This is a genomic window from Mycolicibacterium elephantis DSM 44368, from assembly GCF_004014805.1.
In the GTDB taxonomy this organism is placed as follows: domain Bacteria; phylum Actinomycetota; class Actinomycetes; order Mycobacteriales; family Mycobacteriaceae; genus Mycobacterium; species Mycobacterium elephantis.
Map to the genome: position 1 here is coordinate 22930 of NZ_ATDN01000005.1, position 25122 is coordinate 48051.

Annotated in this window: 24 protein-coding genes and 1 tRNA gene; 9 read left to right on the forward strand and 16 right to left on the reverse strand. The window is 62.4% G+C overall.

Features of this window, described 5'->3' with window-relative positions:
- Window positions 1-2 precede the first annotated feature (2 nt).
- Window positions 3-1421 (reverse strand): diaminopimelate decarboxylase, encoded by a 1419-nt coding sequence (lysA, locus tag MELE44368_RS05090; RefSeq protein WP_128107505.1) that lies wholly within the window; start codon window positions 1419-1421, stop codon window positions 3-5.
- Complete coding sequence (argS, locus tag MELE44368_RS05095; RefSeq protein ID WP_128107506.1) at window positions 1418-3070, reverse strand: arginine--tRNA ligase; 1653 nt, start codon at window positions 3068-3070, stop codon at window positions 1418-1420. Before argS ends, lysA begins: the two co-directional genes overlap by 4 nt.
- A gap of 102 nt (window positions 3071-3172) precedes the next feature.
- Between argS and MELE44368_RS05100 the strand changes: the two genes are divergently transcribed.
- The 3 genes from MELE44368_RS05100 (at window position 3173) to MELE44368_RS05110 (ending at window position 4677) form a co-directional block, all read left to right on the forward strand.
- Window positions 3173-3248, forward strand: a tRNA-Arg gene (locus MELE44368_RS05100).
- 236 nt (window positions 3249-3484) lie between these two features.
- Entirely contained in the window at window positions 3485-4036 is a 552-nt protein-coding gene (locus tag MELE44368_RS05105; RefSeq protein ID WP_206613687.1) for an ImmA/IrrE family metallo-endopeptidase, read from the forward strand.
- A gap of 167 nt (window positions 4037-4203) precedes the next feature.
- Window positions 4204-4677 (forward strand): hypothetical protein, encoded by a 474-nt coding sequence (locus MELE44368_RS05110; protein ID WP_241566486.1) that lies wholly within the window; start codon window positions 4204-4206, stop codon window positions 4675-4677.
- Window positions 4678-5420: 743 nt separating this feature from the next.
- Here MELE44368_RS05110 and MELE44368_RS05115 read toward each other — a convergent pair.
- The 9 genes from MELE44368_RS05115 to MELE44368_RS05145 all read right to left on the reverse strand — a co-directional run bounded on the left by MELE44368_RS05115 (window position 5421) and on the right by MELE44368_RS05145 (window position 12059).
- A complete protein-coding gene (locus MELE44368_RS05115) occupies window positions 5421-5897 on the reverse strand; it encodes a phage terminase small subunit P27 family (RefSeq protein ID WP_128107507.1) in 477 nt (158 codons plus the stop codon).
- An 84-nt stretch (window positions 5898-5981) separates the two neighbouring features.
- The gene (locus tag MELE44368_RS05120; RefSeq protein WP_128107508.1) at window positions 5982-7691 is read right to left on the reverse strand and encodes an HK97 family phage prohead protease; all 1710 of its coding nucleotides are present in this window, start codon (window positions 7689-7691) and stop codon (window positions 5982-5984) included.
- A gap of 177 nt (window positions 7692-7868) precedes the next feature.
- Complete coding sequence (locus MELE44368_RS26555; RefSeq protein WP_164890031.1) at window positions 7869-8039, reverse strand: hypothetical protein; 171 nt, start codon at window positions 8037-8039, stop codon at window positions 7869-7871.
- Window positions 8032-8301 carry a hypothetical protein gene (locus MELE44368_RS05125; RefSeq protein ID WP_128107509.1) on the reverse strand — a complete coding sequence of 90 codons (270 nt, stop codon included), beginning with the start codon at window positions 8299-8301 and terminating at the stop codon, window positions 8032-8034. The genes MELE44368_RS26555 and MELE44368_RS05125 overlap by 8 nt, the downstream gene beginning before the upstream one ends.
- Window positions 8302-8517: 216 nt before the next feature.
- A complete protein-coding gene (locus MELE44368_RS05130) occupies window positions 8518-8709 on the reverse strand; it encodes a hypothetical protein (protein WP_128107510.1) in 192 nt (63 codons plus the stop codon).
- A 99-nt stretch (window positions 8710-8808) separates the two neighbouring features.
- The gene (locus MELE44368_RS05135) at window positions 8809-10380 is read right to left on the reverse strand and encodes an AAA family ATPase (RefSeq protein WP_128107511.1); all 1572 of its coding nucleotides are present in this window, start codon (window positions 10378-10380) and stop codon (window positions 8809-8811) included.
- Window positions 10377-10571, reverse strand: coding sequence for a DUF6011 domain-containing protein (locus MELE44368_RS27480; RefSeq protein ID WP_409366100.1), 195 nt, complete (start codon window positions 10569-10571; stop codon window positions 10377-10379). The genes MELE44368_RS05135 and MELE44368_RS27480 overlap by 4 nt, the downstream gene beginning before the upstream one ends.
- Window positions 10568-10771 (reverse strand): helix-turn-helix domain-containing protein, encoded by a 204-nt coding sequence (locus MELE44368_RS05140; RefSeq protein WP_128107512.1) that lies wholly within the window; start codon window positions 10769-10771, stop codon window positions 10568-10570. Before MELE44368_RS05140 ends, MELE44368_RS27480 begins: the two co-directional genes overlap by 4 nt.
- A 151-nt stretch (window positions 10772-10922) precedes the next feature.
- Complete coding sequence (locus MELE44368_RS05145; protein WP_128107513.1) at window positions 10923-12059, reverse strand: tyrosine-type recombinase/integrase; 1137 nt, start codon at window positions 12057-12059, stop codon at window positions 10923-10925.
- A gap of 461 nt (window positions 12060-12520) precedes the next feature.
- Here MELE44368_RS05145 and MELE44368_RS05150 point away from each other — a divergent pair, with 461 nt between their 5' ends.
- From MELE44368_RS05150 to MELE44368_RS05160, 3 genes are all read left to right on the forward strand, one after another.
- Window positions 12521-12730 (forward strand): helix-turn-helix domain-containing protein, encoded by a 210-nt coding sequence (locus tag MELE44368_RS05150; protein ID WP_081282411.1) that lies wholly within the window; start codon window positions 12521-12523, stop codon window positions 12728-12730.
- Between the two features lie 86 nt (window positions 12731-12816).
- A complete protein-coding gene (locus MELE44368_RS05155; RefSeq protein WP_128107514.1) occupies window positions 12817-13440 on the forward strand; it encodes a hypothetical protein in 624 nt (207 codons plus the stop codon).
- On the forward strand, window positions 13437-14258 hold the full coding sequence (locus MELE44368_RS05160; RefSeq protein WP_128107515.1) for a hypothetical protein: 822 nt from the start codon (window positions 13437-13439) through the stop codon (window positions 14256-14258). Before MELE44368_RS05155 ends, MELE44368_RS05160 begins: the two co-directional genes overlap by 4 nt.
- Before the next feature lie 226 nt (window positions 14259-14484).
- Here the strand turns inward: MELE44368_RS05160 and MELE44368_RS05165 are convergent, their stop codons facing one another.
- The 3 genes from MELE44368_RS05165 to MELE44368_RS05175 all read right to left on the reverse strand — a co-directional run bounded on the left by MELE44368_RS05165 (window position 14485) and on the right by MELE44368_RS05175 (window position 18089).
- On the reverse strand, window positions 14485-15885 hold the full coding sequence (locus MELE44368_RS05165) for a hypothetical protein (RefSeq protein ID WP_128107516.1): 1401 nt from the start codon (window positions 15883-15885) through the stop codon (window positions 14485-14487).
- A 703-nt stretch (window positions 15886-16588) separates the two neighbouring features.
- A complete protein-coding gene (locus MELE44368_RS05170) occupies window positions 16589-16849 on the reverse strand; it encodes a hypothetical protein (protein ID WP_065121621.1) in 261 nt (86 codons plus the stop codon).
- Window positions 16850-16859: 10 nt separating this feature from the next.
- On the reverse strand, window positions 16860-18089 hold the full coding sequence (locus MELE44368_RS05175) for a hypothetical protein (protein ID WP_065121622.1): 1230 nt from the start codon (window positions 18087-18089) through the stop codon (window positions 16860-16862).
- Window positions 18090-18300: 211 nt separating this feature from the next.
- Between MELE44368_RS05175 and MELE44368_RS05180 the strand changes: the two genes are divergently transcribed.
- The 3 genes from MELE44368_RS05180 (at window position 18301) to MELE44368_RS05190 (ending at window position 22289) form a co-directional block, all read left to right on the forward strand.
- Window positions 18301-18573 carry a helix-turn-helix domain-containing protein gene (locus tag MELE44368_RS05180; protein ID WP_128107517.1) on the forward strand — a complete coding sequence of 91 codons (273 nt, stop codon included), beginning with the start codon at window positions 18301-18303 and terminating at the stop codon, window positions 18571-18573.
- Between the two features lie 328 nt (window positions 18574-18901).
- Window positions 18902-19576 carry a hypothetical protein gene (locus tag MELE44368_RS05185; protein ID WP_128107518.1) on the forward strand — a complete coding sequence of 225 codons (675 nt, stop codon included), beginning with the start codon at window positions 18902-18904 and terminating at the stop codon, window positions 19574-19576.
- A 79-nt stretch (window positions 19577-19655) separates the two neighbouring features.
- On the forward strand, window positions 19656-22289 hold the full coding sequence (locus tag MELE44368_RS05190; RefSeq protein WP_128107519.1) for an AICE element replication initiation protein: 2634 nt from the start codon (window positions 19656-19658) through the stop codon (window positions 22287-22289).
- Between the two features lie 487 nt (window positions 22290-22776).
- On the opposite strand, the gene MELE44368_RS05195 is transcribed toward MELE44368_RS05190, so the two are convergent.
- Both MELE44368_RS05195 and MELE44368_RS05200 read right to left on the reverse strand, forming a co-directional pair.
- Window positions 22777-23757, reverse strand: a complete 981-nt coding sequence (locus MELE44368_RS05195) for a hypothetical protein (RefSeq protein WP_128107520.1) — start codon at window positions 23755-23757, stop codon at window positions 22777-22779.
- Window positions 23754-24947: a tyrosine-type recombinase/integrase gene (locus MELE44368_RS05200; RefSeq protein ID WP_065121643.1), complete on the reverse strand. Its 1194-nt coding sequence runs from the start codon at window positions 24945-24947 to the stop codon at window positions 23754-23756. Before MELE44368_RS05200 ends, MELE44368_RS05195 begins: the two co-directional genes overlap by 4 nt.
- Window positions 24948-25122: the final 175 nt, after the last annotated feature.

Below are 25122 nucleotides of genomic sequence, written 5' to 3' on the forward strand. Positions count from 1 at the left end.
GCTTACCTCACTTCCAGGCTCAGTAGATCGTCGACCGTCTCCCGGCGCAGGATCAGGCGGGCCCGCCCGTCGCGCACGGCCACCACGGCGGGGCGACCGATCAGGTTGTATCGGCTCGACATCGAATAGCAATATGCGCCGGTGGCCGCCACCCCGAGGAGGTCGCCCGGTTCGATGTCTTCGGGCACCCACGTATCGCGTACCACGATATCGCCGCTCTCGCAGTGCTTTCCGACAATCCGCCCGAGCGTCGGTGCGGAGTCGCTGGTCCGGGACACGAGTCGGGCGTCGTATTCGGCGTCGTAGAGCGACGTGCGGATGTTGTCGCTCATCCCGCCGTCGACGCTGACGTAGCGGCGGTACTTGTCGGATGCGACGGCGACGTCCTTGACCGTGCCCACCCGATACAGGGTGATGGTGCCGGGGCCGGCGATCGCGCGGCCGGGTTCGACGACCAACCGGGGGGTGGGCAGCCCGACTGCCGCTGACTCGTCGCGGACAATGGCGCTCAGTTTGGCGGCGAGTTCGGCCACCGGCGGCGGGTCGTCGTGCGGCAGATACGAGATACCCAATCCCCCACCGAGGTCGACGGTCGACATCTGTGACGTCTTGTCGACGCCGAACTCGGCGACGACGTCACGCAGCAGCCCGATGACGCGGTGCGCGGCCAGTTCGAAGCCTGCGACGTCGAAGATCTGGGAGCCGATGTGGCTGTGCAGGCCGACCAGCCGCAGATGGTCGGTGGCGAAAACCCGGCGCACCGCCTCCATCGCCGCGCCGGTCGCCAACGACAGGCCGAACTTCTGGTCTTCGTGCGCGGTCGAGATGAATTCGTGGGTGTGGGCTTCGACGCCGACGGTGACCCGCACCAGGACATCCTGTACGACGCCTGCCGCACCGGCGATCTCGTCGAGGCGGTCGATCTCGATCATCGAGTCCACGACGATGTGTCCGACGCCGGCCTTGACGGCGGCGGTCAGCTCATCGATGGATTTGTTGTTGCCGTGCAACGCGATCCGCTCGGCGGGAAAGCCCGCGTGCAGGGCGACGGCGAGCTCACCGCCGCTGGCGACGTCGAGCGCAAGACCTTCCTCGTCGACCCAGCGGGCGATCTCGGTGCACAGGAACGCCTTGGCGGCGTAGCGCACGTTCTCTCCCCCGCCGAAGGCTGCCGCCATCTCGCGGCAGCGGGAACGGAAGTCGTCCTCGTCGATCACGAAGACCGGCGTGCCGAACTCCGCGGCGATGTCGGTGACCGGCACCCCCGCGATGGACACCACGCCGTCGGCGCCGCGAACAGCGTTGCGGGGCCACACATTCGGTGCGAGCATGAGAAGTTCATCCGAGGTCTGCGGCCGTGGCGGGGCGCCGCCGTGGTGCACCTCTTCGGCATGGCGGGGTCCGGCGGGATGGGCGATCACATGCGCTCCGGTGCGGTGACGCCGAGGATGCCGAGGCCGTTGGCGATGACCTGGCGGGTGGCCTGGCACAGCGCCAGCCGGGCCCCGTGCAACTCGTTCGGCGCTTCCTCTCCTTGCGGCAGCACCCGGCAGGAGTCGTAGAACCGGTGGTAGTCGCCTGCCAGGTCCTCGAGATAGCGCGACACCCGATGCGGTTCACGCAGGGTCGCAGCGGTTTTCAGCACGCGCGGGAACTCGCCGATGTTGCGGATCAGCGTGCCTTCCTTGTCATGGGTCAGCAGTTCCAGGTGCGAGGTGTCGGCGGAGACACCGAGCTCGACGGCGTTGCGGGCCAGGGCACACAGCCGCGCGTGGGCGTATTGCACGTAATAGACCGGGTTTTCGTTGGACGCCGAGGACCACAGCTCGAGGTCGATGTCGATCGGGGTGTCCACCGACGACCGGATCAGGGAATAGCGCGCGGCGTCGACGCCGATGGCCTCGACGAGGTCGTCGAGCGTGATCACCGTGCCCGCCCGCTTGCTCATCCGCACCGGCTGGCCGTCGCGGACCAGGTTGACCATCTGCCCGATGAGCACCTCGACGGTGGCGGGGTCCTCACCGAGCGCCGCGGCGACGGCCTTGAGCCGGGCGATGTAGCCGTGATGGTCGGCGCCGAGCATGTAGATGCACAGGTCGAACCCGCGCTCACGCTTGTCGAGGTAGTAGGCGATGTCGGCGGCGATGTAGGCCGGGGCGCCGTCGCTCTTGATGACGACCCGGTCCTTGTCGTCGCCGTAGTCGGTGGTGCGCAGCCAGACCGCGCCGTCCTTTTCGTAGATGCTGCCCGCCTCGCGGAGCCTGGCGATGGCCTGCTCGACGCGGCCGGAGGTGTGCATCGAGTCTTCGTGGGTGTAGACGTCGAAGTCGGTGCCGAAGTCGTGCAGCGACTGCTTGATGTGACTGAACATCAGGTCGACGCCGATCGCGCGGAACGTCTCGCGCATCTGGTCATCCGGCAGGCTCAGCGCGTCGGGCTCCTTGGTGAGCACCTGCGCGGCGATGTCCTTGATGTAGTCGCCTGCGTACCCGTCCTCGGGCGTGGGCTCGCCCTTGGCGGCGGCGATCAACGAGTTGGTGAACCGGTCGATCTGGGCGCCGTGGTCGTTGAAGTAGTACTCGCGGGTGACATCGGCGCCCTGGGTGGACAGCAGCCGGCCCAGCGCGTCGCCAACCGCGGCCCACCGGGTGCCGCCGATGTGGATCGGCCCGGTGGGGTTCGCCGAGACGAACTCGAGGTTGATCCGCTGGCCCTTGAGCGCGTCGGAATGCCCGTAGCGCGCCCCGGCGGCCAGCACGTTGCTGACGATGGTGTTCTGCGCGGACGTTTCCAGGCGCAGGTTGACGAACCCGGGCCCGGCGACGTCGGCGGCGGCGATGCCGTCGTGGGCGGCGAGCGCGGTGGCCAGCCACCCGGCCAGCTCACGCGGGTTGACCCCAACCCTCTTGCCGAGCTGCAGGGCGAGGTTGGTGGCGTAGTCGCCGTGCTCGGGGTTGCGCGGACGCTCGACCGTGACGGTGGCCGGCAGGGCGGAAGTGTCCAGGCCACGCTCGGCCAGCACCGCGGCGGTGGTGGTCTTGAGCAGCTCGGCGAGGTCAGCGGGGGTCACGGTGGTCCATCCTATGGTCTGAGGTGGTCAGCCCCCGAATCCGTTTCCCTTGCCCGCGATGCGTTACGCTGTGCTGGCCCATCGGCGCAGCATGTCATGTGCGCCCCCGTAGCTCAGGGGATAGAGCGTCTGCCTCCGGAGCAGAAGGCCGCAGGTTCGAATCCTGCCGGGGGCACCATCTTGACCAGCACAAACACCCCAATCAGAGGGTCGCGTGCTATCCCCGTGCGATTCCCTCCCGCCAGGTCCCGAGGACCACCAGCCACGCAACTGGTGGTCCTTTCGCGTTCAAGGCGTGGCCCAGATGCCAACACCCTGAAATGACTGAAGGCGGCTCCCCTGCCAGGGAACCGCCCTCTCGGAACTCCGCCCCCTGCCAGGGGCTTCACTCTCAGACATCAGGAGCTTAGCTCAGTGCGCACAAAAACAGAAGAACTCGCCCTACTCACTTCAGCCACGCTGGCCGGCTGGGACGACAACGCCCCGCCTCCGTGGAACCCGTGGGCTTACCTCGAGGCCTACCACCCCGACGTCCTCGTCACCGACGCCTACCGCCTGCCCGATCACTCGATGGGCTTGCATCTTGGCCGAAAGATCTGGCTGTGCAGGAAACTCAACCAGGCCGAACGTCGGAGCACCCTCGCGCATGAGATCGTGCACATCGAACGTGGCCCGGTCCCGTCCGACCCTGCGATGGCCGCCGCAGAGGAGCGTGTCGTCGACGAGATCGCATCGCGACGGCTAATCCGTACAGAGGATCTGGGACGGATCGCGGCTCGTTATGCCCGCCAGGCGTCGCGGGCGTGGGCTAGGCATCTGTGGGTCGATGTGCCGATGCTTCACGCGCGCCTCACGACGTTGGATGCTGTGGAGCGCAAGGAGCTCGCCGGCCTGGGTGTCGACGTCCTTCAGCTCAAGCGACGCGAGAGACGTCTGGGGCGAATTCTCGCGGGCCTAGCGATTTAAGATCCGACCCCCTACATCGGCCCCGTCCACTGCGGCGGGGCCGACTGCTGTACCCGGCCGTCTACCACGACGGCCAGAGCCCCCAGCTGCTGCGTGGTCGTCTCGCCCATGCAGGCCCATGACCGTTTCCGCAATGAAGGACGATCGGGCCTGCAACACTGTGGCACATGAGCGATCGCGAGACGTTGCAAGGTATGGCAGACGCCGGGGGCGAGGCCCACCAACTGAACGAGCTGTCACAGCCATTGGGGTATGCGGTGACGTTCGCCGCCGGGGGCACGCTTGGCGCCGAGGGGCCGACATACCGCCGGCTCACGGTGCACCGCATCGATCAGCCAGTCGCCAGTGGCCCGACGTTCGACACGGCCGACGAAGTACGCGCATTCCTCGATCAGCTTGCACAGCTGCCGCTGTGGCGGCTCGACCTTGACGACAATTCGATCGAGTTCGACAGCGAGGAACTGACGATCAGGGACAAGGCGACGGGCGAATCGTTCTGTTTGAAGGGCTGGAGCTGGGGCGTGACGGGCCGCGCTGCCCGAGGGCAAAGCGCAGGCCGCTATGAAGGTGCAACCCATCTATCCGTGCGGAGTGATGAATCCCCGTCGATCGGCAAGTGGTACAAGTCCGATAAGGGCTGACCGGACTATCGAATGTGCACCGTTGATTGGGGTCTCGTGGTCAGCGCTCTTGCCGCGATCGGTTCGATCGGCGCTGCGCTCGCCGCGCTATACATTGCGACCAGGGACCGCAAAGAACGGGCGCGCGAACGACTTGCCGCGAATGAAGCCGAAGCGAAGTTGATTTTCGCGGGAATGACCGCCAGTTACCCTCCCAATGCCAGCCTCAGAGGGAAAGTCGAGGACAGGTACGGCGAAAAAGTCGAAGCTTGTCGATCGGATCATCGAGGGTCAGATAGGCCGCGTAGCGGGTCAGGCGATAGTCAGTCTGTGGCCTTCCACCTGTGTTTTTCGGTGTAGACCGAAAAACCTGGAAGAGGACTAATACGACACACACCCGGCGTATCTGATGTGGCTGGTGAATCACAGTGAGAGGCCGATTCTCGACGTGACTGTTATCGCCTGCGAGATGCGCTCCGACGCCACTGCAGTAGCAGTGCTGCCCGATGATTCGGAGTCACTTCAGATTGTGAAGCCGGAGAAGGAGTCTCGCACTGCCGGCGTCAAGTTCTTCTCCGCAGACGGAATCCGCCTACCGCATGAGAGGAACGTGTCTGAGGGCTCTGGCGTGAATTCGTGGCCGGGGCATGAGGAATTGGACCTCGTCGGATGGTTGGGATTTACCGACGTCGACGGCAATCGATGGGCGCGGTCGAGCGAAGGTGAGCTTCGCCTGATAACGAAACCCTCTGATATACGGCGTCTTATCCGCTGAATGGGTTGTTTTCGTCGTCGCCCGCGGTCAGGTTCGCGGCGTTGATGCGCGACTCAGCGGACGCAGTCAGCCCGAACTCGTGGGCGAACAAGAGCATCTGCCGCGCGGCGTCGTGGGCGATCCGCAACGCTGGATGCTGATAGCGCCGGCCGCTGTCCTCGTTGACCAGAACCGCACCCTCACGCCGGTATTGGAGTGTGGCCTCGACGAACCGTGACCACGCCTCGCAGTAGGCGGTGAGCGTGGCGCGGTCCTCGGGCTTGATGACGTCCAGGCGCTCGAGGCCGGGCACCACGCGCCGCCATTCGGCTTTGGCTTCGCGTGACAGCCAGGTCGGCGGGTTGGGTGCCTCACGGCGGAACGGTGGCGGCGGTGCGACGGGTCGGCCGCCGCTGTCGCGGCCCTCGCTGCGGCCGTTGAGCAGCAGCAGTTTGGCCGGTCGTGCTGCTGGTCCTCGCTCTCCCACGTTGCTTACTCCTGTTCCCCCGGCGGGGGCGGCGGGCCGGGGTGTCCGACGAGGAGGTCACCCACGCGGCCCGCCGCACGGTCATCACTCGCCGGCGGTCGCGACCTCAACAACCCCGAGCGGCCGGTACACGGACAGCCCGAAACGGCCTTCCGTACGGCACCGCACATAGTTCGCGGTGAAGTCAGAGCCCACCGCGTCCGACCAGCGGGTGTCGATCATGCCGTCGTGGTCGACGCTGACACTGTTGCGTTCGAGCAGGACGGCGGTGTCCGCGGGCAGCACCGTGGACACGACCGCCTGCACACCCCACAACCGCCGCGCCGTGCGATCAATCGGCACACCGCGATAGTCGACCGCGTTCGTTGTGGCTGCACTGAGCTCGATCGCCTCCCAGTCGGCCGCCGACAGGATCAGCACATCGGCCGAGAGCCCTTGGCTCTCTAGCTTCGTGATGCCCTTGCGCACCGATGTCAGGATGTCGGTGTCGAACGTCTGCGCTTGGATGCCCGACGTGGTGAGGATCCCTGTCAGGTTCGGCGGGGTGCCGTCGCCGTTGAGCACCTGGTCCTCGACCGCCACACGCAACCCATACAGCATCTCGGACTCGACGAACATCTCCAGATTCGCGTTGTCGCTGAGGGTGTAGTGCCCGATCTGCTCGCTGACGTGGGCGATGACTTCAAGCTTCGAGGGCACGTCATCGACGGTGTAGACCGATGTGGGTTTGGTGCCGCCCTCGGCGACCGGCGCAGCGTTGTTCGTGCGCACCGTCTGCCGCAGGAACGAGTAGTTCGGCGCGACCACGCGCGCCGGCAGCACGTCGAGGATCGACACCGGAGGCTTGCCCATCTGCTGAACCTCGGGCAGCATCACGACACCCGTGCTGACAGCGCCGTTCGCCAGTAGCGCCTTCACACCACCCTTGCCGATGACCTTGCGCGCCAACGCCTTGGCATGCTTGCCGGTCAACGCAAGGTGCTGCGTGGCCGCGGGCTCGTCGCCACCGGCCGCATCGTCGGGCGGCCCGCCAATACTGGCGGCGAGCGCCTTCGCCTGGGCCTTGACGTCGAGGTCGGCCTTCTCGCGGGCGATCGCGGCGTCGAGGCCCTTCGCCTTCTCGGTGGCTTCCTCCACGCGTTCGGCTTCCTCGGCAGTCAGATCGCGCTGCAGTCCATCGGCGGTGTCGAGGATCGTCTTGACGAGAGCGAGCTGGCTGTCGCGGTCCTTGGTCAGGGTGTCGAGTCGAGCGCTGGTCGCCATGGTGTTCTCTTTCTGGTAGCGCTCGGCGGCGGCGCGCGCCAGCGCCGAGCGAATGTGAGTTGTGGACCGGGCCGCCGTCTTGACCGCGCCGATGCGAGCGCGGTCGTTGGCGCCGCGGGCCACGACGGAGACCTCGATCAGCTCGAGGTCGGTCAGCTCGTGGCCGGCGGCCGTCTTGGTCGAGTTGCGGATGGCATAGCCGATGCTCAAGCCGCCGATGCGGCGGCCCTTGACGTTTCGGTACGCGGCCGCGCCGTGCTCGGTATCGAGGTCGAACTTGCCGGTGATCTGCAAACCCTCGGCTGTCTCGGCGGCTTCGATGACGTCGCCGACGTAGTTGCGTGGGTCGTCTGCCTTGTGTTCCCACAGCAGCGGAATCGGCTGCCCGCCAGCCAACGACTTAGTGAATGCGCCACGGCGCACAATGTCGCCGTGCGCGTCGAGGTTGTCGAACACCGACGCCAAACCGGTAAACGTGCCGGTAGAGTCGTCGGCCGCCTTGATCGACAACGCAACAGACTTACGTTGCATGAGCTGCCCTCTCGGACAATGGAATTGGAGGGATCAACAACGAGACACGGCCGCGAACGCTGGCGGTGCTCGCTGGATCGTCTTGCGGGCTGGCTGGCGGGGCGCAATTCGGGCCCGGCCGCCACGCTGGCTGACTCTCCGACCGCAACGATAGCACCCGATGCCGACGACACGCGTTCATCGCGGCGGCCTGTCGTGCCACACACGGTCGCTCCACTGCGCTGCGGTGTCCTCGGGAACCTCGGCGTACTCCGGCCGGTCAAACGGGCCTTCACCCCGCCGAATCGGCACTTCCACCATGCGCGACCGCTGCTCCTCGGCGGCGTCCTGGTCCACCGGCTCACTCATCATCAGACTCGTGCAACGACGCATCGAGCGCAGCCATCTGCAACGTCTTGCGGGCGTTCGCTTCACCCGCCACCGTCACAAGCAGGTTCACGTAGACGCCGGCAAGCGCACTGAACGCGCCATGCCAACCGCCCGGCGTGGCCTCGATCTCGTCGCCGGCCTTGTCCGTGGCCTCACGGTCGCCATCGAACGCCGCCAGCAGGATTTGAGCGAGTCGCCGCTGATCTGCGGCGGGTATCCGGTCGTCGTCAGGCTGGGACATGTCGAGTTGCCTCCTCGGTGTCGGAAAACGGGTTCAAAACTTGAGCGCGTGAAAGCAAGCGCACCGCGGCGCGGGGCGTTTGAGCTGGTCACAGAGATTTTGCCCCCCTCTATACCCTCTGACCTGCGGTAGGTCATGGGCGGGCGTTGCGCAGAAAGCAACACCCCCTGCAGCACCCTCTGGGTGACGCAGGCCCAAGGCCCCAAGACCCCGTCGTCACGGCGCCAAACCTCGGGCTCGCAGGTTCGCCAGTGTCGGGCAGGTCTGGTCGTGGCGGACTTCGACGATCCAGAGGCCTGGGCGCATCTGGATGGGGTCGACGGTGCTGAGGCAGTCGGGGCAGCGTTTGGCTGCGGCCAGGGCTCGCACGTTGGCGGGCACGTGTTGGCGGCGCTCACGGCGGTTCATGGGCCACCGCCGGGCTGACTGTGCCGTGGCACAGTGACGGTCGTTCTGCGGCCAGTGTGTGTGCCAGTGTGCCTTATACACACACTGGCACACTCACTTTCACTGTGCTGGCACACTGGCGGCACACTCCGGCACACTCGATGGATTCAGGTGGTGAAGGGTTGCGTTGCGAGGGCCCGCGGTCGTGTAGACCATGCGGTCGGCGATAGCGACTCTGATCGCTTCTCTGGCTGTCTTTCGGGGATGTCCGCGGCTGACGAGTCCATCTTGCAGTGAGCGGAAGCTGAGGCCGTCGCCGGCCGTGAGGATGTCGGCGATGTCTGGTAGTGCCGCGCGCCCGGCGGATTCGTTGCGGCTGGTGTCGAGGTAGATTAGCGAGCGCGTGGCGTGGGTGTAGTCGAGCTTGCCTTCGTGGATGTGAACGTCGCGGCCATAGGCGGAGAAGTACCGGTCCGCTTCGGGTGTTTCGTCTTCTCGGACGATCTTCCAGATGGCGTCTGGCCAGTCGAGGAGGCGGGAGTCGCCGCGTGATCGTTCGCCAACGTGTCCCATGTGGTGTACGAGTATGGCTTCGCTGATTTCGGCTTCGTCGAGGAGTTGGTCGAGTGCGATGAGAAAGCGGCCGGCGTCGTGGCTTTCGTCCAGGCCGAGCGAGTCGAGGAGTGGTCGCAGGCAGTCGACAATGAGCACGTCGACTCCGCGCAGTTGGTCGGCCCACCATGCGCGGGTGTCGGCGTCGAGTAGGTCGAATGTGTGGACGCGGCCGCGCAGGTTGAACACCGTGACGTTGTTGACGTTGTTGACGCCTTGGTCACGGAGTTGGCGCCAGAGTTGACGCGGGTCCATTTCGTCGTCGATGAGCACGACACGGCCTGGTGTCGTGGTGAACCGGTTGAGGAATGGCGTGCCGTCTGCTAGTGCTCTCGCGAGGTTGGCGACCAGTGTTGTCTTGCCGGCCTTGAATTGTGCGGCGAGCAGGACGCGGCCGCCGGTCGGCAATAGTCCTTCGATGCGGTAGGCGGCGTCTTCGTCGGGTTGTGCGAGCAGTTCGCCGAGGGTGACGCCTGTCGGATAGATGACAGCGGGTTTCTGTTCGTTGGCGAATCGTCGTCGGGCTTCGTCGCGGATCCGCAGTTGCTCGAGCTCGATCTCGATCTTGCGTTCGTGGAGATCGATTCCGATTATCTCGTCGGCATCTTTTTCGTGACCGCACGAAAAAGCGCTGACCTCCTGGACGTTGTCGTGGCGGTCGGGCAGGTCGCGGGGTCCGTCGTGGTCGGCTTTGGTGAAGGCGGAGTTGATGGTGGCTTCGACCGAGCGGATGCCGTCGTCGTGGACAAGGTTGTTGGCGTGGCAGGCGTTGATGAGATCGGAGCGCAACATGTCTCGGTCGATCGGTAGCCTGGCGAGTTTGAGCGCGGCGACATTGAGGGTGTGGTTGCGTTGGCCGTTGGGGCAGCGGGAGAGTTGTTCGATCTCGGCTCGGTGCGCGGCGGCGACGTAGGCGTCGTCGAGTAGTACGGCGGCGCTCTCGGGCATTCGCTGGCGGTCCTGGATGCGCTGAAGGAATGTTCGGGTGTCTTTCTGCGGAAGGAGGCCGAAGTACCGAAAGCGTTCTTCTATGTTGCTGGGGATGCCGTGCTTGTCGAGGGGGCCTTTGTACTCGGTCATGCGGCTCTGGGACCACGGTGTTCAACGCCGTGGTTGTGTCGTCGCCAGCAGACGGGGCCGGCGCATCGCAACACGCTCCGCTTGGCCGACAGCCTTCGTCTGCAGTGTTGGCAGCGGCCGATATATTGGGCGGTAGCGATTGGCGTCGTCGAGGCTGCCCGGGCATGTTGGCCCGGGCTTCTTCGTTTCATGCCGCACCGCCGATCGGCTGCTTGAGAGCCTCGAGGTCGGCTCGGCGGATCCGGACGACGCGAGATCCCTTGATGCGGTATGCCGGAAGGGTGCCGTTGGCGATCCAGCGGCGCACCGTCACTTTGTGGATTTGCAGCTCGTTGGCGGCCTCATCGAGAGTGAAGTCACGCGCTGGTTCTGATTGCGTGTGTTTGCTCATGCCTGCCAACGGTAGTCAAAGTTGTTGACACACTGAACGATTGAAGATCGGGCCTTCTTATAGAACGTGTCTGACCGTGTTCGCCCGCGTCTCTCCAGGTCCCTTCCAGGTATCTCTAGGTTTCGAATCGGCGCGAAATTTCTTAGAAACGCTACGGCGCGTCGGGCCGCGTGTCGCCTTCTGCGAGCTTCGAAAGCGCATCGGCGATCGCCGCATCGCGGCCAGACACGATCTGCTGATAGATCAGCGACGCCTTCACGGTGCTGTGACCGAGGCGACCCATCGTCTCGACGAGATTGCCCACGCGCGCTGTCTGAGTCCCGGCGAAATGACGCAGATCGTGCACGCGCACACCTTCGCGTCCGATCGCGGCGAGCGCGTCGGCGAAATACTCGCGGCTGAACACTCGATCGTTCATGTGGCCGCCGCGGGCCGCGGGGAACAGAAGGGACTCCGGACTCTTGCCGACGTTGGAGGCCAGGTGCTCACGGACGTCGTCGCGGATGTGCGGCGGGATGACGACTGGGCGGCCCTTGCCCGACTTCGGTGTGTCCACACGATAGACGCCGTCGCGACGGGTAACAGCGCGTGCGACGTAGAGCACTTCGCAGTCCTCCCCCACGTCCTTGCGGCGAAGCTCGGACACTTCACCCCAGCGCACACCACACCAGGCGCACAGCAGCACGAGAGCCTTGAGTCGCTCGGGGCGGATCGCGTCGGCGAGCGCGGCGACCTCGGGCACTGACAGGATGACCGGATCGCGCTTGCGTGGCGGATTCATCACGCGCGGGATGTTGCAAGGGTTGGCCGCAATCAGTTCGTCGGCGACGGCCGTCGAGCAGATGGCGTGCAGAAGGCCGTAGGCGTGGCTGTTGCGGCGCGGATGGTCGTTTCCGAGGCTGGTGTACCAGGCGCGCACGGCTTCGCCGGTGAGGTTCTTCATCGCGACCTTGCCGAGCTTGGGCCGGATGTGCAGTCGGAGAGTGTCGCGGTAGGCCGATCGGGTGCGCGGTTTGATGTTGCGGTTGTCGATCCATCGCTCGGCGTACTCGCCGACGGTGATGGCCTGGGCGACGACCTCGGCCGCGCGCTGCGCCGGCGGTTCCCACGTCTCCAGCTCGATCGAGCGGCGTTCTCGTGCTAGCCAGCCTTCGGCGTCCATGCGAGTGCTGAACGTGGTCGGGGCTTTGTGGCGGACGAGGTCGGGCCCGATGTAGGACGCCTGGTATCGCTTGCTGGGTAGTCGGCGGACCCAGCCCCATCCGCGTCGGCCTTTGACGCCTGCCACAACCCTCCAAGTCGTGCTATCTGCGCGCTATCTGAGTGTATTCGTGTGCATTCTTGTGCTTGCTTCTGATCGTATCGTAGAGTGCGAATCACACGAGGTAACAGGCTAATTCACGCTGGTACCAGACAGATCCGCCATCGACCGTGACGGCTAATTCGAATCCTGCCGGGGGCACCCATATCACCGCAGCTCAGAGGTGGTTTTAGCGAACCTCTCGCGAATTTGTCTGATCCGCGTCTGATGCGTGCCTGCTCCGCTCGTTTGCTGGGCTCGCGCAGCTTGTCCGCGCCCACTGAGCCTCCGCGCGCTTGCCACCACGTGAATAGCGCATGGGGCATTTGGCACTAACATACCGGTATATTGATAGGTGCCAACCCCGGTTGGCGACAGACATAGACACTGATGGCGGCTCAGTATAAACGCACCTGAATTGCAGTCGAATTCTTCTGAGAAGGTGTCTCTTGTCGCGTCTCGATTCCGCCACAGTTTCCACACACACGCCCCGTTGGCTTTCCACGTCGCAAGCCGCCGAATATCTCGGCGTATCAGTCAACACGGTTCGTAATTACATTGCAGATGGACGCCTAAAAGTTCATCGGATGGGACCGAAGTTACTTAAATTCGACCGTGCCGAGCTTGATCGTTTCGTGGAGGGCAAGGCCAGGCGGTAAGCGCAATATCGGCACTCTGGCCTGCAGTAACGACGGGCAACCCCCTAGGGAGCGGGTAGACGACGCGTGTTGTTCGCGGCGCGGAAATGCAATATCTGGGAGAATTGAGAGCTATGGGAGCACGTATTCCGACCGGTCCTAATGCGCTGGCATTACGCTGCGATGAGTGCGACAAACGGGTTAGAAGCGATGGATACATCAAGCTTAATCGCGAGGCCGTGGCGCGGAGTGCAATTGCGGTCGGCGATCAGGAAGCAATTAACCCCGCTACTCTGCGCGTTTACTGGAAGATCTTGCATCCCGACTGCGATGCCGACGCCAAGCCGAATGATTTTCGAATCTCAGCGCGAAAAATACCCACAGAAAGCGACCTACTGCAATGCACGGCGTGGCTTCTGCGCAATCAACCCGAGTTGATCGCCGCAAGTAACTGGCACGGGTTGATCGGTCGCGTCTTAGCCGACACCCAAGAGCATGCGGATCGGCTCGCTAGTCCCGGACGCACCGAAGCCAACGAAGCTAGAAAGCACCGCGCCGAGAGGCGCAAACGAGAACTAGACGACAACCCCGACGATCCACGACACGGCACAGTCACCGGCTATCAATACGGCTGCAAGTGTGACCGCTGCAAAGCCGCCAACGCGGAGCAATCGCGGCGAGACCGCGCCAACCGCAACGGACACAACGACCGCGAATTGATTTCAACATGACGACCGAAGCGACGACGCCCCACACGACAGCCACAAAAACAGCGAAGGTTCCCGCGAAATGGTCCGAAGACTGGTGGGCCACCGTGGCAAGTCCGACGACACAGCGTTGCACCGCGCACAGCTCGCGCACCGGCCAACGCTGCGGGAAAGCTGCGATGGACGGCCAACGGGTCTGTGGCTCTCACGGTGGTCGTGCTCCCCAGGCCAAGCGCGCAGCGCGCAAGCGTCTTGAGGAAGCCGCTGACCGGATGGCCCGCGAATTGCTCAAGATGGCAACCGACGGCAACGTGCCCGAACACGTTCGAATCAACGCGATCAAAGACGCCTTGGACCGTGCCGGAGTCTCGGCGAGAACCGCTGTCGATGTTGAAGTCACGGCCAAGCCGTACGAACGCATGTTGGACAGCGCGAGCCTTGTTGGCGGCAGCCGCGCCGAATGGCGCCGCTCCCAAGGCATTCCCGACGATCCACCGAAAGCGTTGCCGGTCACCGACCCAACGCAACCGATGGACGCCGAAGTGATCGACGTAGAACCAGACCAAACGGACTGCGATTCGCCCGTAGCGCCGGGTTACGGCAACGGTCGATCTAACTCACCAGACGGCGACGAAGCGCAGTCAGGCGAGCGTCCACCGCTTTACGATCCGTTAGCCGACACGCTGAGCCCGTTCGGAGCGACCGACCCGCCACCTGACGAACTTCTGACGCTCGATGAAGCCGTGATCCGTGCGGCTCGCATCAACAACATGGGCGCTGCCGGTCACGCACGCTTGCACCGACCGCAGCGAGCGTTACCGCGTGGCGTTAGTTCTCGATGACGCGGCGCACCCAATCGCTAATGTGTGCGTCGACTACCCGACCGGTTCCGTCCTCGGCCCAGAGCAACACACGATCCAAGTGGTGCGGATGCCGAGAGACGCTGTGCACCCGCCACGTTGTTTCGGTGCCGTGTTCGTCGGTATCGAGCAACTGCGCACCGGGCGTAATTCCGTGTGCCATGACCGGCTGAGTCGCTGTGTTCGTCGTCATGGTGCCGACGTTAGATTAAACCGGTTTGTTCTGCTGCACAGCTTCGCCGTGGGCTGCCTGAGCTTCAAGCGAAGCTTCAAAGTCTGCGTAGGAAATGAGGTCTGGCAGAAGTTGCACTGAAGCCACCTTTTGAACGACGTCGTCGAGGCCTGAGAACTCGTATAGGGCTCGTTCAACCTCGCGAGACACCTGACTTGACGGCATGCCGAGGCGAAAAGTCTCGCCTGTAGGCCAAGCAACTTTACAAGAATAGGGATAAGCGTCGTCTCTTGGTTCGCCATTCATTCCCGTGACGTTAAAGCCCCGTTCGGCCAATGCAGCATCCAATAGGCCGTAATTAACCGTCGCTACCATAAGCAGACGATTCCGCAGGAGGTCGGCGATTGCATTTTGCGGAATCTTGTAGCTAAAGAAGCGCATGAAAGGGAAACCTTCTACGTCGTACTCTTCCGCCATGGGCAGCTCGCGAACTAGCAGAAAGCCGCCCCCTCCGTGCGCTAGCAGATCATTTTGAACATGTTCGACCATCGGCTCGCGGAATTTCGAAATGTGTTCTTCGGTGACACCTTCCTTTCGATAGAATATCGTGTAACCGATGAAGTGATCGATTGAAAAGAACGCGCAACCATCGCGCCGAGCATTTCGAATTGCGCGTCGAAGGTCTGCCCAGTGGTGCGTATCCTCGTGGGGCAGTCGAAAAACGACGTTCGGAATGCCGTCAACCGTGGTAATCGCGTTGTCTTTCATGTCCCGCTGCGCGATCATTTTGTCGAGCCGCTGAAATTGCTTCTTGAGACGGCGATCTTGTTTAGCAGGCACAGTCGCACCGAGATTTTCGGGCGTGGTCGATGCAGCTGCCTCAGCCTTGGGTGTATTTTCGAGTCCCTTTAAGAGATCCATGGGTTCGTTGCTGTACACGTTGACAGTGACGTTGGCCTGAATAACGCCGTCATCCAACGTCTCGCTATCATTGACCGAGCTCTTCAATTCAACCGTTTGGAAGCCCCACGACTTTCCCTCTTTCTTTGGCTGCATAAAAGTGATGTCGCCAATGCGCAACCAATTGGTTATGTCGTGAATGATCGGGACGCCGAACTGCTGACTCAGCAAGTATCCGGCCATTGAAACAACGGCCTGGTGGCTTGTAGTTATCGCCGCAATAGGCTGTCTGGTGCCCGTCATTAATGCGGCTATCGTCTTCCTATCGAAGAGAAGCACCTCCCAGGCCAGCGCGTCTCCTAAACACCGCGAATACCAGCGCAGCCGACGCAACCAATCCAGCGCTGGTATTGCTTTTTTGTCCTTTCGCACCGTTTTCTTTAGCTCACCGATATCTCTTTGAATCTCTGCTTGCAGACGAGCGAGATCGTCCTGAAAGCCGATAAAAGCATCGGGACCCTCGGCGAGCAGGTCCACCATGTGCACGCGACGGGCTAGCCGCTCGATCCTTCGTTGGAAGGCAGTGACTCTTCTGGCTGAGTAGGGCTCGCCAGCGACGTATCGCTTCACGACAAGCCATCGTACGAATGGACACAGACACCCGTCGCATCATTTCGGCTTTGTCGGTCACCGTGTCATCGAGAGTTTCGAGCCGCTTTCCGCACTGATCTGACACCCTTCCGGTACCCCTTCGTCAACGCGCGGCCTTCGGCCCTCGCGGTCCTGGCGTCGAACTTCGGCCCGGTCGACGTAGGGAACGCGCGAGCCCGGATCGAGGTCAGTCGCTCATGATCGGTGCGGGCTAGCTCGACATGGCGGGACACGATGCGGCGGCGCTGAACCCCCGTACGCGTGCGCGAGGTCGGTCGAACCTGACTGCCTGCCACCGCCCCGACCGCGACCGCTGAACCGGCCACAGCCACACGACGGCGCTTGCGTTTGCGCTTGTCGTGGTCGGATGCAACACCGCCGGTCGGCGCAAAACGACCCCGCGCGTCACGACGGTAAACGCGTTTTCCTCTGCGACGACCAGGACGACGGCGCGCCACGGCTACCGCCTCTTTTTGCGCCGCGTACGGCTCGCTGCAGCCTTGCCGACCCTGCTCGAACCCTTCGCCCTAGCCTGACGGGCGAATTTCGCTCTCGCGGCCTTCTGCTTTTTCGTAGCCATGGTTGCCTCTCAGTCAGCGAGCTTGATCGACGGCCCGTCAGGCTTGCCCACGGTGCCCCGATTCACCTTCACGCGCGTTTCGCCGGATGTGATCGGGTTGTAGTGACGCGGCTGACCTGGGCCACCCGACAACTCGCCGTCACCCACGCGCCGAGGTTCGCCGCGCATCGCGGCACCGAGCCCGACCGCAAGCGCATCAGGCGCAACCGGTCGGGGATCGCGCTGGGCGTCCAACATCGCGGATTCAACCCACGGAGGGAGCGCGGTCATAGTTCGATCCCTACCGGTGCGTGATGAAAGCGGGCGCGGTGTACGCCGGTTCGGTCGTGATCTGACACACCGCAGCACCGCCACGACGACGCACGCCGGTACCGAATCCGCGTGTTGCGAACGATTCCACCAGCGGGACACCCGACCAGTTACCGGGCATCAGACGCAAACCCTGTTGCGAAGCGTCGGGCCACTCACGGAAACCAACGACATTACGGTCGGAATTCGGCCCGTAAGTCGCAACAGCCGCGATGTAACCCGATGGCACGTAATCGCTTTGAATCACCAGAGCTTCGCCGTACGAGCCGAGAACGGGGATGTCGTGGAACGAACCGGGCACCGGTTCACCGATCAACTCGCCACCGTCACCCGACAGATACGGCGGTTGCGACTCGCTCGGTACGAAATCCCAGCGCGCCACGGGAACATCATCGATGGTCTCTGCGCCTTCGGGCGGACGCGACGGCTGATTGGCCCGCCAACTCATCACGTGCTCAGCCTCATCGGGATTGCACAACAGAAGCAACGTCGCCCCGGTCTCCTTGCTGAAACCCTTGCGAGTCACCAACCGAATCAGATGCTCGGCGTCCCCTGCGTCCACTTGCTCGGTGGCGCTTGTGATGTAATGCGTTTCCTCTGTGGGAAATTGCCGACCAAGGTACGGCGGGGGTCCCGGGGCAACACCGTCGTAAAGGTCATAGACGGTGAATCCTTCGGGATTCTTTCGCCGCGTCTTGCCGAAGATTGACTTGAGGATTTCACCGGTCGTCAATGTGGTGTCGCCGGTCAGAATATTGTCCATGATCGCGCGGACCTGACGAACGTCAGCACCGCGCAGGAAAAGCCGCGTGAGGCGAGTCGCGATGTCGTAGTCGGTGAACTGGTATCCCAGCATCAGCGAATCACCGGGCGTGCCAGCAGCTTGCGGGACACCGATTTCAGTTGCCTGTTCGAATAGCGCCGGAGTGATGTTCTGCGGTACCGCTTCGCCTGCGTTGACCGTGCGGAACGCCAACAGATCGGTGAGCTTGCGCCTGTCTTTGTTCCAGATGTCCAGAACCTCAGAGAATTCCGTCCACACTGCGGCCAGATCAGTACCGTCGCGCAGCGTCGAAAGAACCGGCGCGACTTCGCCAGTCGTGGTGATGCCGTACTGACCGGTGGGCACGGTGGCCCCGTAGATCGGCCATGCGGCCAGAGCAGCAGCCTTGGCGTTGTCGCGCAGTGTCGTCGTGTTCATCAGTGACCCCAATCGGTGCAGACTTGGCCTCGATTCTACGCCGTCTGAGTCCCCGAATGCTGTTGGTATAGACGGAATGTCGGACCACACCGCACATGCTGAACCGTTCGCGCGCGCTCGTCATTGTGCTATTCTGGGACACAGCCGGTCGCGAGCCGTGCGGGTGTTCACCGGGAACCTCCACCAATGGTCCATAGAAGGGTGACACCGCATGTCTCGCACATCATCCCCGTTGACGCGCAGCGATTCTCAACATGACCGGCCCGCAGCAACTACCGACGCTGATCCTGTTGATTCTGTCGCTGAATTGATTTCCACCAAAGACGCCGCGAATCGCTTGCGAATCTCGCCGAACACTTTGCGCAAGTACGTCGCGCTCGGCTTGATTCCGGCGCATCAAGTCGGGTTGCGGCTACTCAAGTTCGATCCCAACGACGTTGACAAGCTCGTGCGAAAAATCGACAACCGCACGGCCAGCGCATGACAACGATTCGCGGTGTCACCGACTCGCAGGCGCGAGCGAGACAGTCGCGCGCTCGCCGTGAGCTTGCGCAGATACAACGCGAAGACGCCGCGCGCTTCGCCGCTGTCACTAAGGCACTGGCTGAATCTGACGCGATACCAATGCATATGAAAGCTATTTACGCACAGACGATTTGCAGCCACGACACACCACCACTACGAAAGGGCGAAATCCCATGAGTCGCAGACCACACCTAGCCGAAGTCACCACACCGCTTGACCCCGCAATCAGGCAGCGCATACACGACGCAACACGTCATTGCATCGACAGCCCACCGGATGCCACGCCCATGATTGCCACCGAACAACAGGTGCAAGACGTACTGCGGTCGTGGGTCGGTACCGAAGCGGTAGAAGAACGTTTCTATGAAACCAATCCCGAACGGCGCTGGATTCAACTGCTGACTCCGGTGGCCGATGCGTTGCGTCGTCCCGCCGATCAAGCCGCCGAAGCGTTTCGGTTTGCGACCGCTCCCGATCTTCCGGCGATCCTTGCCACATGCCGACCGCATGAACCATGGGTGATGCACAGCGCCGACGACCTTGATCATGCTTACGCGGCCGTCGCAAACGAAATCCACTGCGATTTGCAGATCAACGGGCCGGTGGTCATCGACCGTAAACGGCACGCGAGTTGTGTCGATTGGTTCGCGCATTGCCTGCAAACCGTGAGACGGGCGGACGGTCCCAACAGGCAACTTGAGCGCGACTTTTTCGCACAGAACTTTCTCACGATTCCCGTAGCGCGCGGCGATCTGGTGATCCTGATGCGGGTCTGCTGCTGGTGTTTGGGAGCGTTTCTCGGGCAAAACGCGGTCGATCCTGCGAAATGCATCGTAGAGCAGGGCTATTCGGATGGATTCGGGACGTTGTCGTGGCGAGTGATCGAGACGCCGGCCACCGACGAATCAACCGACGATCCTTCATGCAAAACGATCTGCGCCGATGACGACGACGACGGCTGAAAGTGGGAGAACCCGCCCGGTGACTACTCCGAGCGGGTCATGTCCCAGTCAACAGCTTCGAGTTCAGAGAGACCACACCATGATAACCCCCAGCACCGACAACCTCGATTCCGAAACGATGGAAACACCAAGGCCGGTGCTGCGGTTGGTGTGCAGCGACGCCAGAGCGCGCGCCTTCGCCGCGTGGCCAATATTCGGCGGCGAGACCTCTGAGCACCAGCCACCGCTCGACCTCGCCGGGTTGCTGCGGGTGCTCGGCTTCACCACAGGCGAGTTCGTGGCCTTCGGGTACAAGCTCGGTCCCGATGGCCGGTTCAACTCGCGGGTGTGTGACGCTTCCGATGCAGCGGCCACGTTGGCGAGCCTGCCCGGTGGCGCTGACATATGGTTTGGCGTCAATCCAACGCGCGGGCCAGCTCGCAAGAATGCTGGGCGTGGCAGCACCGCAGACGTAACGCGCCTGTCGTCGCTGTATGCCGATCTAGACGTCAAAGACGGCGCATGCACCAGCACCGACGTGGCGAACGCGATCATTGACGACTTGTCGGTGATTATGGGCACCGGGCCAGCAGCGATCACCTACAGCGGTAGCGGCGGTTTACATCCCTACTGGCCGGTCACTGACGGCCATGTGGACGGCTCGGACGACATCGACCTTTCGCACCTGTTGAACCGATGGAAGCGGTTGGTGAAGCTCGTCGCGAGGCAACGCGGCGCGCAGGTCGATTCCGCATTCGATCCAGCGCGGGTGCTGCGAGCACCGGGAACTTTCAACCACAAGCCCGAAGCCACCGGAGGTCGAGCGATACCAGTCACCTGCGTTGCCAACGGAGGCAGGCCGCTCACGCTGGCTGAAATCGACAAGCGTCTTGACGCCCACGGCATCCGCGAGATTGCCGACTATCCCCGCGACAACGCACGCAAAAGCGACCCGGATTCGTGGCGCTTCGCTGGCGAAACATGCGCCTACGCGCAGGCGATGATTCGCGGATGGGCCGACCCCGACACCATCCAACTCGGCACCGGACGCCACCAATGGCTGTTGGCTCAGGCCACCCGGTTGTATTGCGCGAAGTTCGGCGGCTGCATTACAGAAGACGACTTCAATCACGCCAGGGACGTTCTAGAGACGACGTTTCGTCATCTGCGCGCGACGCGTGAACCGGTTAACGTTGTGCCGCCCGGTGAATTGCCCGATGCCTTCGGTTTTGGTCTCGCGAAGGCCGCGACGAAGACGAAAGATGCCGCACGCAACGAACTTGGTGACCACGACCACGACCAGCCCGCACAACGCAGCCAAGCATCACGACTGGTGGACATCGCCCTAGAGTCCTACCGGCTCGGCGTGAGCACCGATGGCCGACCGTTCGGCTTTCACCCTGACACGCCGCATGTGGTGATGGATCTGCGCGGGACCAAGCTGGGTTTGCGTCAAGCGATTGCGCGCGACTACTTCAAACGGTTTGACGCCGCCCCGACACAATCAGCGGTGTTGGCGGCTATGGGTGTGTTGGAAGGCATGGCGCTAGAACAAATCCCCGAGCCACTGCACATTCGAATAGCCGGAGACGTCAGCAGAATTCATATCGACATGGCCGACCCCGATAACCGCGTCATCGAAATCAGCGGCGGTGCTTGGCGGGTCGTCTACGAATCGCGCTACAAATTCCGGCGAACCGAGCTGACAGCGGCGATGCCTGAGCCCAAGCAGGGCGGCGACGTGGATCGACTGTGGTCTTATCTCAACATCGCCGCCGAGGATCGACCGCTAGCGTTGGCGATTGCGATTGATGCGCTGATTCAACCGGGCACGGCCAAACCGATTACCGGATTCACCGGCGAACACGGCACGGCCAAGTCATCGACTTCAAAGCGTTTCCTTTCACTGATTGATCCGTCGACGCTTGACGAGATGCATGGCCCGCCAACCGATCTAGAACGCTGGCTGAGCATCGCCGGGGGTAGTTGGGCCGTAGGGCTGGACAACATGTCCAACGTTCCCGATTGGCTCTCGGATGCGTTTTGCCGCGCGTCCACCGGAAGCGGCAGCGCCACGCGCACGCTTTACACCAATGATGGATTGTCGGTGATCAAGTTTCGCCGGTCGGTGATCTTCAACGGCATCGAACTCGGTGGATTGCGCGGCGACTTCGCAGACCGATTGATTTCGTTCGAGCTGCACACCATTGAGAAGCGTAAGGCCGAAGCCGACTTGAACGCCGCATGGCAGACCGATTGGCCGGTTGTGTTCGGTGGCCTGCTCGACCTTGCGTCGAAGGTCCACAAGATGCTTCCCGACCTGGCAGACACCGCACCATTGCCCCGCATGGCTGACTTCGGGCGCGTACTCGCCTGCGTGGATCACATCACCGGCAGCACCGGCATGGCACGGTATCGCGAGCGCATCAGAAGCGGACTGCGGGAGAGCACGTCGACAAGTTCGTTCATTCAGGCCGCGATCGATCTGCGCTACGACACCGGCAAGGCAGGCAAGACCGCAGCCGAGATTTTGAACGACGTGAACCAGCGATGGCCGATTGTCGCGATGAGCGCCACGACACCGCGCGATTGGCCGCGTTCCCCGAGATCGGTCACCAGTGCACTCAAACGCAATGCGCCTGGACTGCGCTCGATGGGTTGGCACGTCGATGACGACGGCGCGCGCAATCTGGCCTGCGTGATGCGATGGACCCTGCGACCTCCTGCCGGCTGATTAGCTCATCTAACCGACAGGGAAACAAGGCAAATATTCCCTGTCTCTACTTGATGTCTTTGAGTCGGTGAGAGGGATAGGAACATGGGTAGGAAAGGAACAAGCGAACCCCGCAGTCGAGGTTAAGGAAATCAGACAGGGATTAAGTTCCCGGTATCCCTGTCTGACGGTCGTCACTCCATCCCATAACGCCACCCATGGACGTGCGCACCCATGGTCAACGGTCCCCCGCCCCCCGGCCCGGTTCGCCGCTGAAAAACGACGCACACACTCCGGTGGCCGTACGCAAACGGCTACGCCTTCGAGAACGGGTGTGAAATCTGTTGTGGCACAGGCTATTTCAGATGAACACCGCGATGGCATCCGACACGCATCCGACACCCATAGGTATAGTATGTCGCTGACCTGCGAATACGTGCCTTAATCCGGCAGTTGTTGATCCTGCGGGGTGGCGACTACCGTGGCCGGTTTTCGCGGCTCCGGTGCCTCACGGTTTTGGCTTACGAGGCTGCGCAGCAAAGAATGCGTTTCCTTGCCACCGTGGAGGGTCATTGTCGAAACCGCTGAATTCAAAGGTGATTCCATTGTTCATGATCCACCCTCCCGGATTAGCCACGGACGGTCCGTAGATCATTCCGGGTGTCAGCGCAAAGGGCGTCGATATGGTCAATAGGCTCGCGAACTGTTCGTCTCCGTCAGCCATCGCCTGTTGGTGCAGTGCGGCCTGCCGTGCCGGATCGGCAACATGCAGCGCCGTTCGCACGTTGCGATTTTGATTGTCCAGCACAACCGTCATCACGTCTTCGCCCACAGATGCTGGTACAAGCGAATGGGTTTCTAGAACAGCATCTTTCAAGATATCGCGCACAGTGTCTGCGAGTTCTTCAGGCGGGCAGTGAAGTGCTCTTATTCGGTCCTGTGCCCGGTCGAGTGTCGGTCGGTGTGTCATTCCCACGGCATAAACGCGAAAGGCTCTGAAATCGTCAACAGTTGGCCCTAACTCTGCACTCGCCACGGAGTCTCCACGCGCAGTCGTTCGGAACATCACTTTGTGAACTTTGCCGCCCTTACGCTGTATGCCAGCGCCTAAAACGGTCGTCGCGTATCTACTCGCAACCGATTTCGGAAGCGTTGCGTAGGCGCTTCCTAGCTTCGCCTCGACGCGATCACGAATCTCGCGATAGTGCAGATCAGTCGGCGGTTGCCAATACGTGAATGCTGCGTCTGACAGGTCATCGTAACCACTGACCGCTTCCGCAATGAGTTGATCGGTCGGCCTACCGGCAAGGTATGCCAGTCCCGTGTAACCCATGACGACCCAGCACTCGCGGGCACAAACGATGACGGTCTTATTACTGTGCGCGTCGTGCTCGATTGGCTCAGCTGCGGGCGTCCGCTTTTTGCCGACGAGCCGGTCACTCGCATGGATTGCCCAATTGCCGACGACAGCCGAAACGATGAGCGTCAAGTTTGCGGCTCCGTTTCGATTGCATCGGCCACCGCATCAGCAACGGGCTTTGTCGTCGTCGCAAGTGTTGACAGCGCTTGGGCGATGACGGCCTGGCGCTCACTGACGGCAGCCTGATACATCAGCGACGCTCGCGACGTGGAATGACCAAGGCGAGCCATTGTCTCCGAAATCGATCCACCGACGCGCGCCGTCATGGTTCCCGCGAAGTGTCGCAAGTGGTGATGCGTGGCCGACTCACGCCCGATTGATTTGAGAGCCGGTTTCAAATACGAATCGGCGAAAGTCTTGTTATCCAAGTGGCAGCCCCCACGCACCGGAACGAACAGCGGCGCATCGGCACCGGCTTTCGTATGAGTGTCCAAGTGCGCTTTGATGTCAGCTCGTATGTGCGGAGGGATCACCACCAGTCGCGCCTTATCGCTCTTGGTCGTGTCAATCGTGCATGTCCCACTGCGATGGTTGACCGCACGGGAAACCGTCACCGTTTCGCAGCCAGGCCCGAAATCGCTGCGCCGCAATTCGGCGACCTCACCCCAGCGCAATCCGCACCACGCCGAGAGCAGCACCAGCGCGCGCCAACGCTCCCCGATTGCGTCAGCCAGCGCGGCAATCTCGCTCACTTCCAGAATCACCGGCTCGCGCTTGCGGTTGGAACTCATGGCCCGCTTGATTTGGCACGGGTTGCGGTCGATCAATTCATCTTCAAGCGCCGTCTTCAAAATCGCGTGAAGCAACCCGTATGCCGCGCTGTTGCGCCGTGGCGTGTCGGCGGGCAGGCCAGCGTGCCACCCGCGAATCACTTCGCTTGTCAGGGATCGCAGCGCAATCGGTCCCAGTTCCGGCAGAATTTCGTGCTCGGATAGCGATTCGTATTCCAGACGGGTCCGCGGTTTGATGTTGCGCTGTTCGATCCATGTCTTTGCGAAGTCTTCGAGCGTGATCGATTGCGCCTGCTGCGTGGCTGCGCGTTGTTTCGGTGAGGTCCACGTTTCGCCGGTCATGATCGTGCGCTCTAAGAATGCACGCTCGTTGGCAAGCCAGCCTTCGGCGGTCGTCTTCACGGTGAAAGTCTGTGGCGCGTAGTGGCGCTTTTTGTCCGGCCCGATGTAGCTGGCTTCAAATCGCTTGGACTTGTTCGGCAACTGGACGACGTAACCCCAGCTTCGGTGTCCTTTTCTGGCTGCCATGGCGTGCAATTCCAATCGGTTTCCGCTGTGATTCCTGCCGGGGTACTTCCCTACCAGCGGGATTTGCACATTCATACTACCAACATCGGATGCGTTGGGTAGAGCCGTTGGTATCAGTTGGTATCAAATGGTGCGTCCAGCTCGGATCTATGCCACAGAGCCACAACAGTTTTCG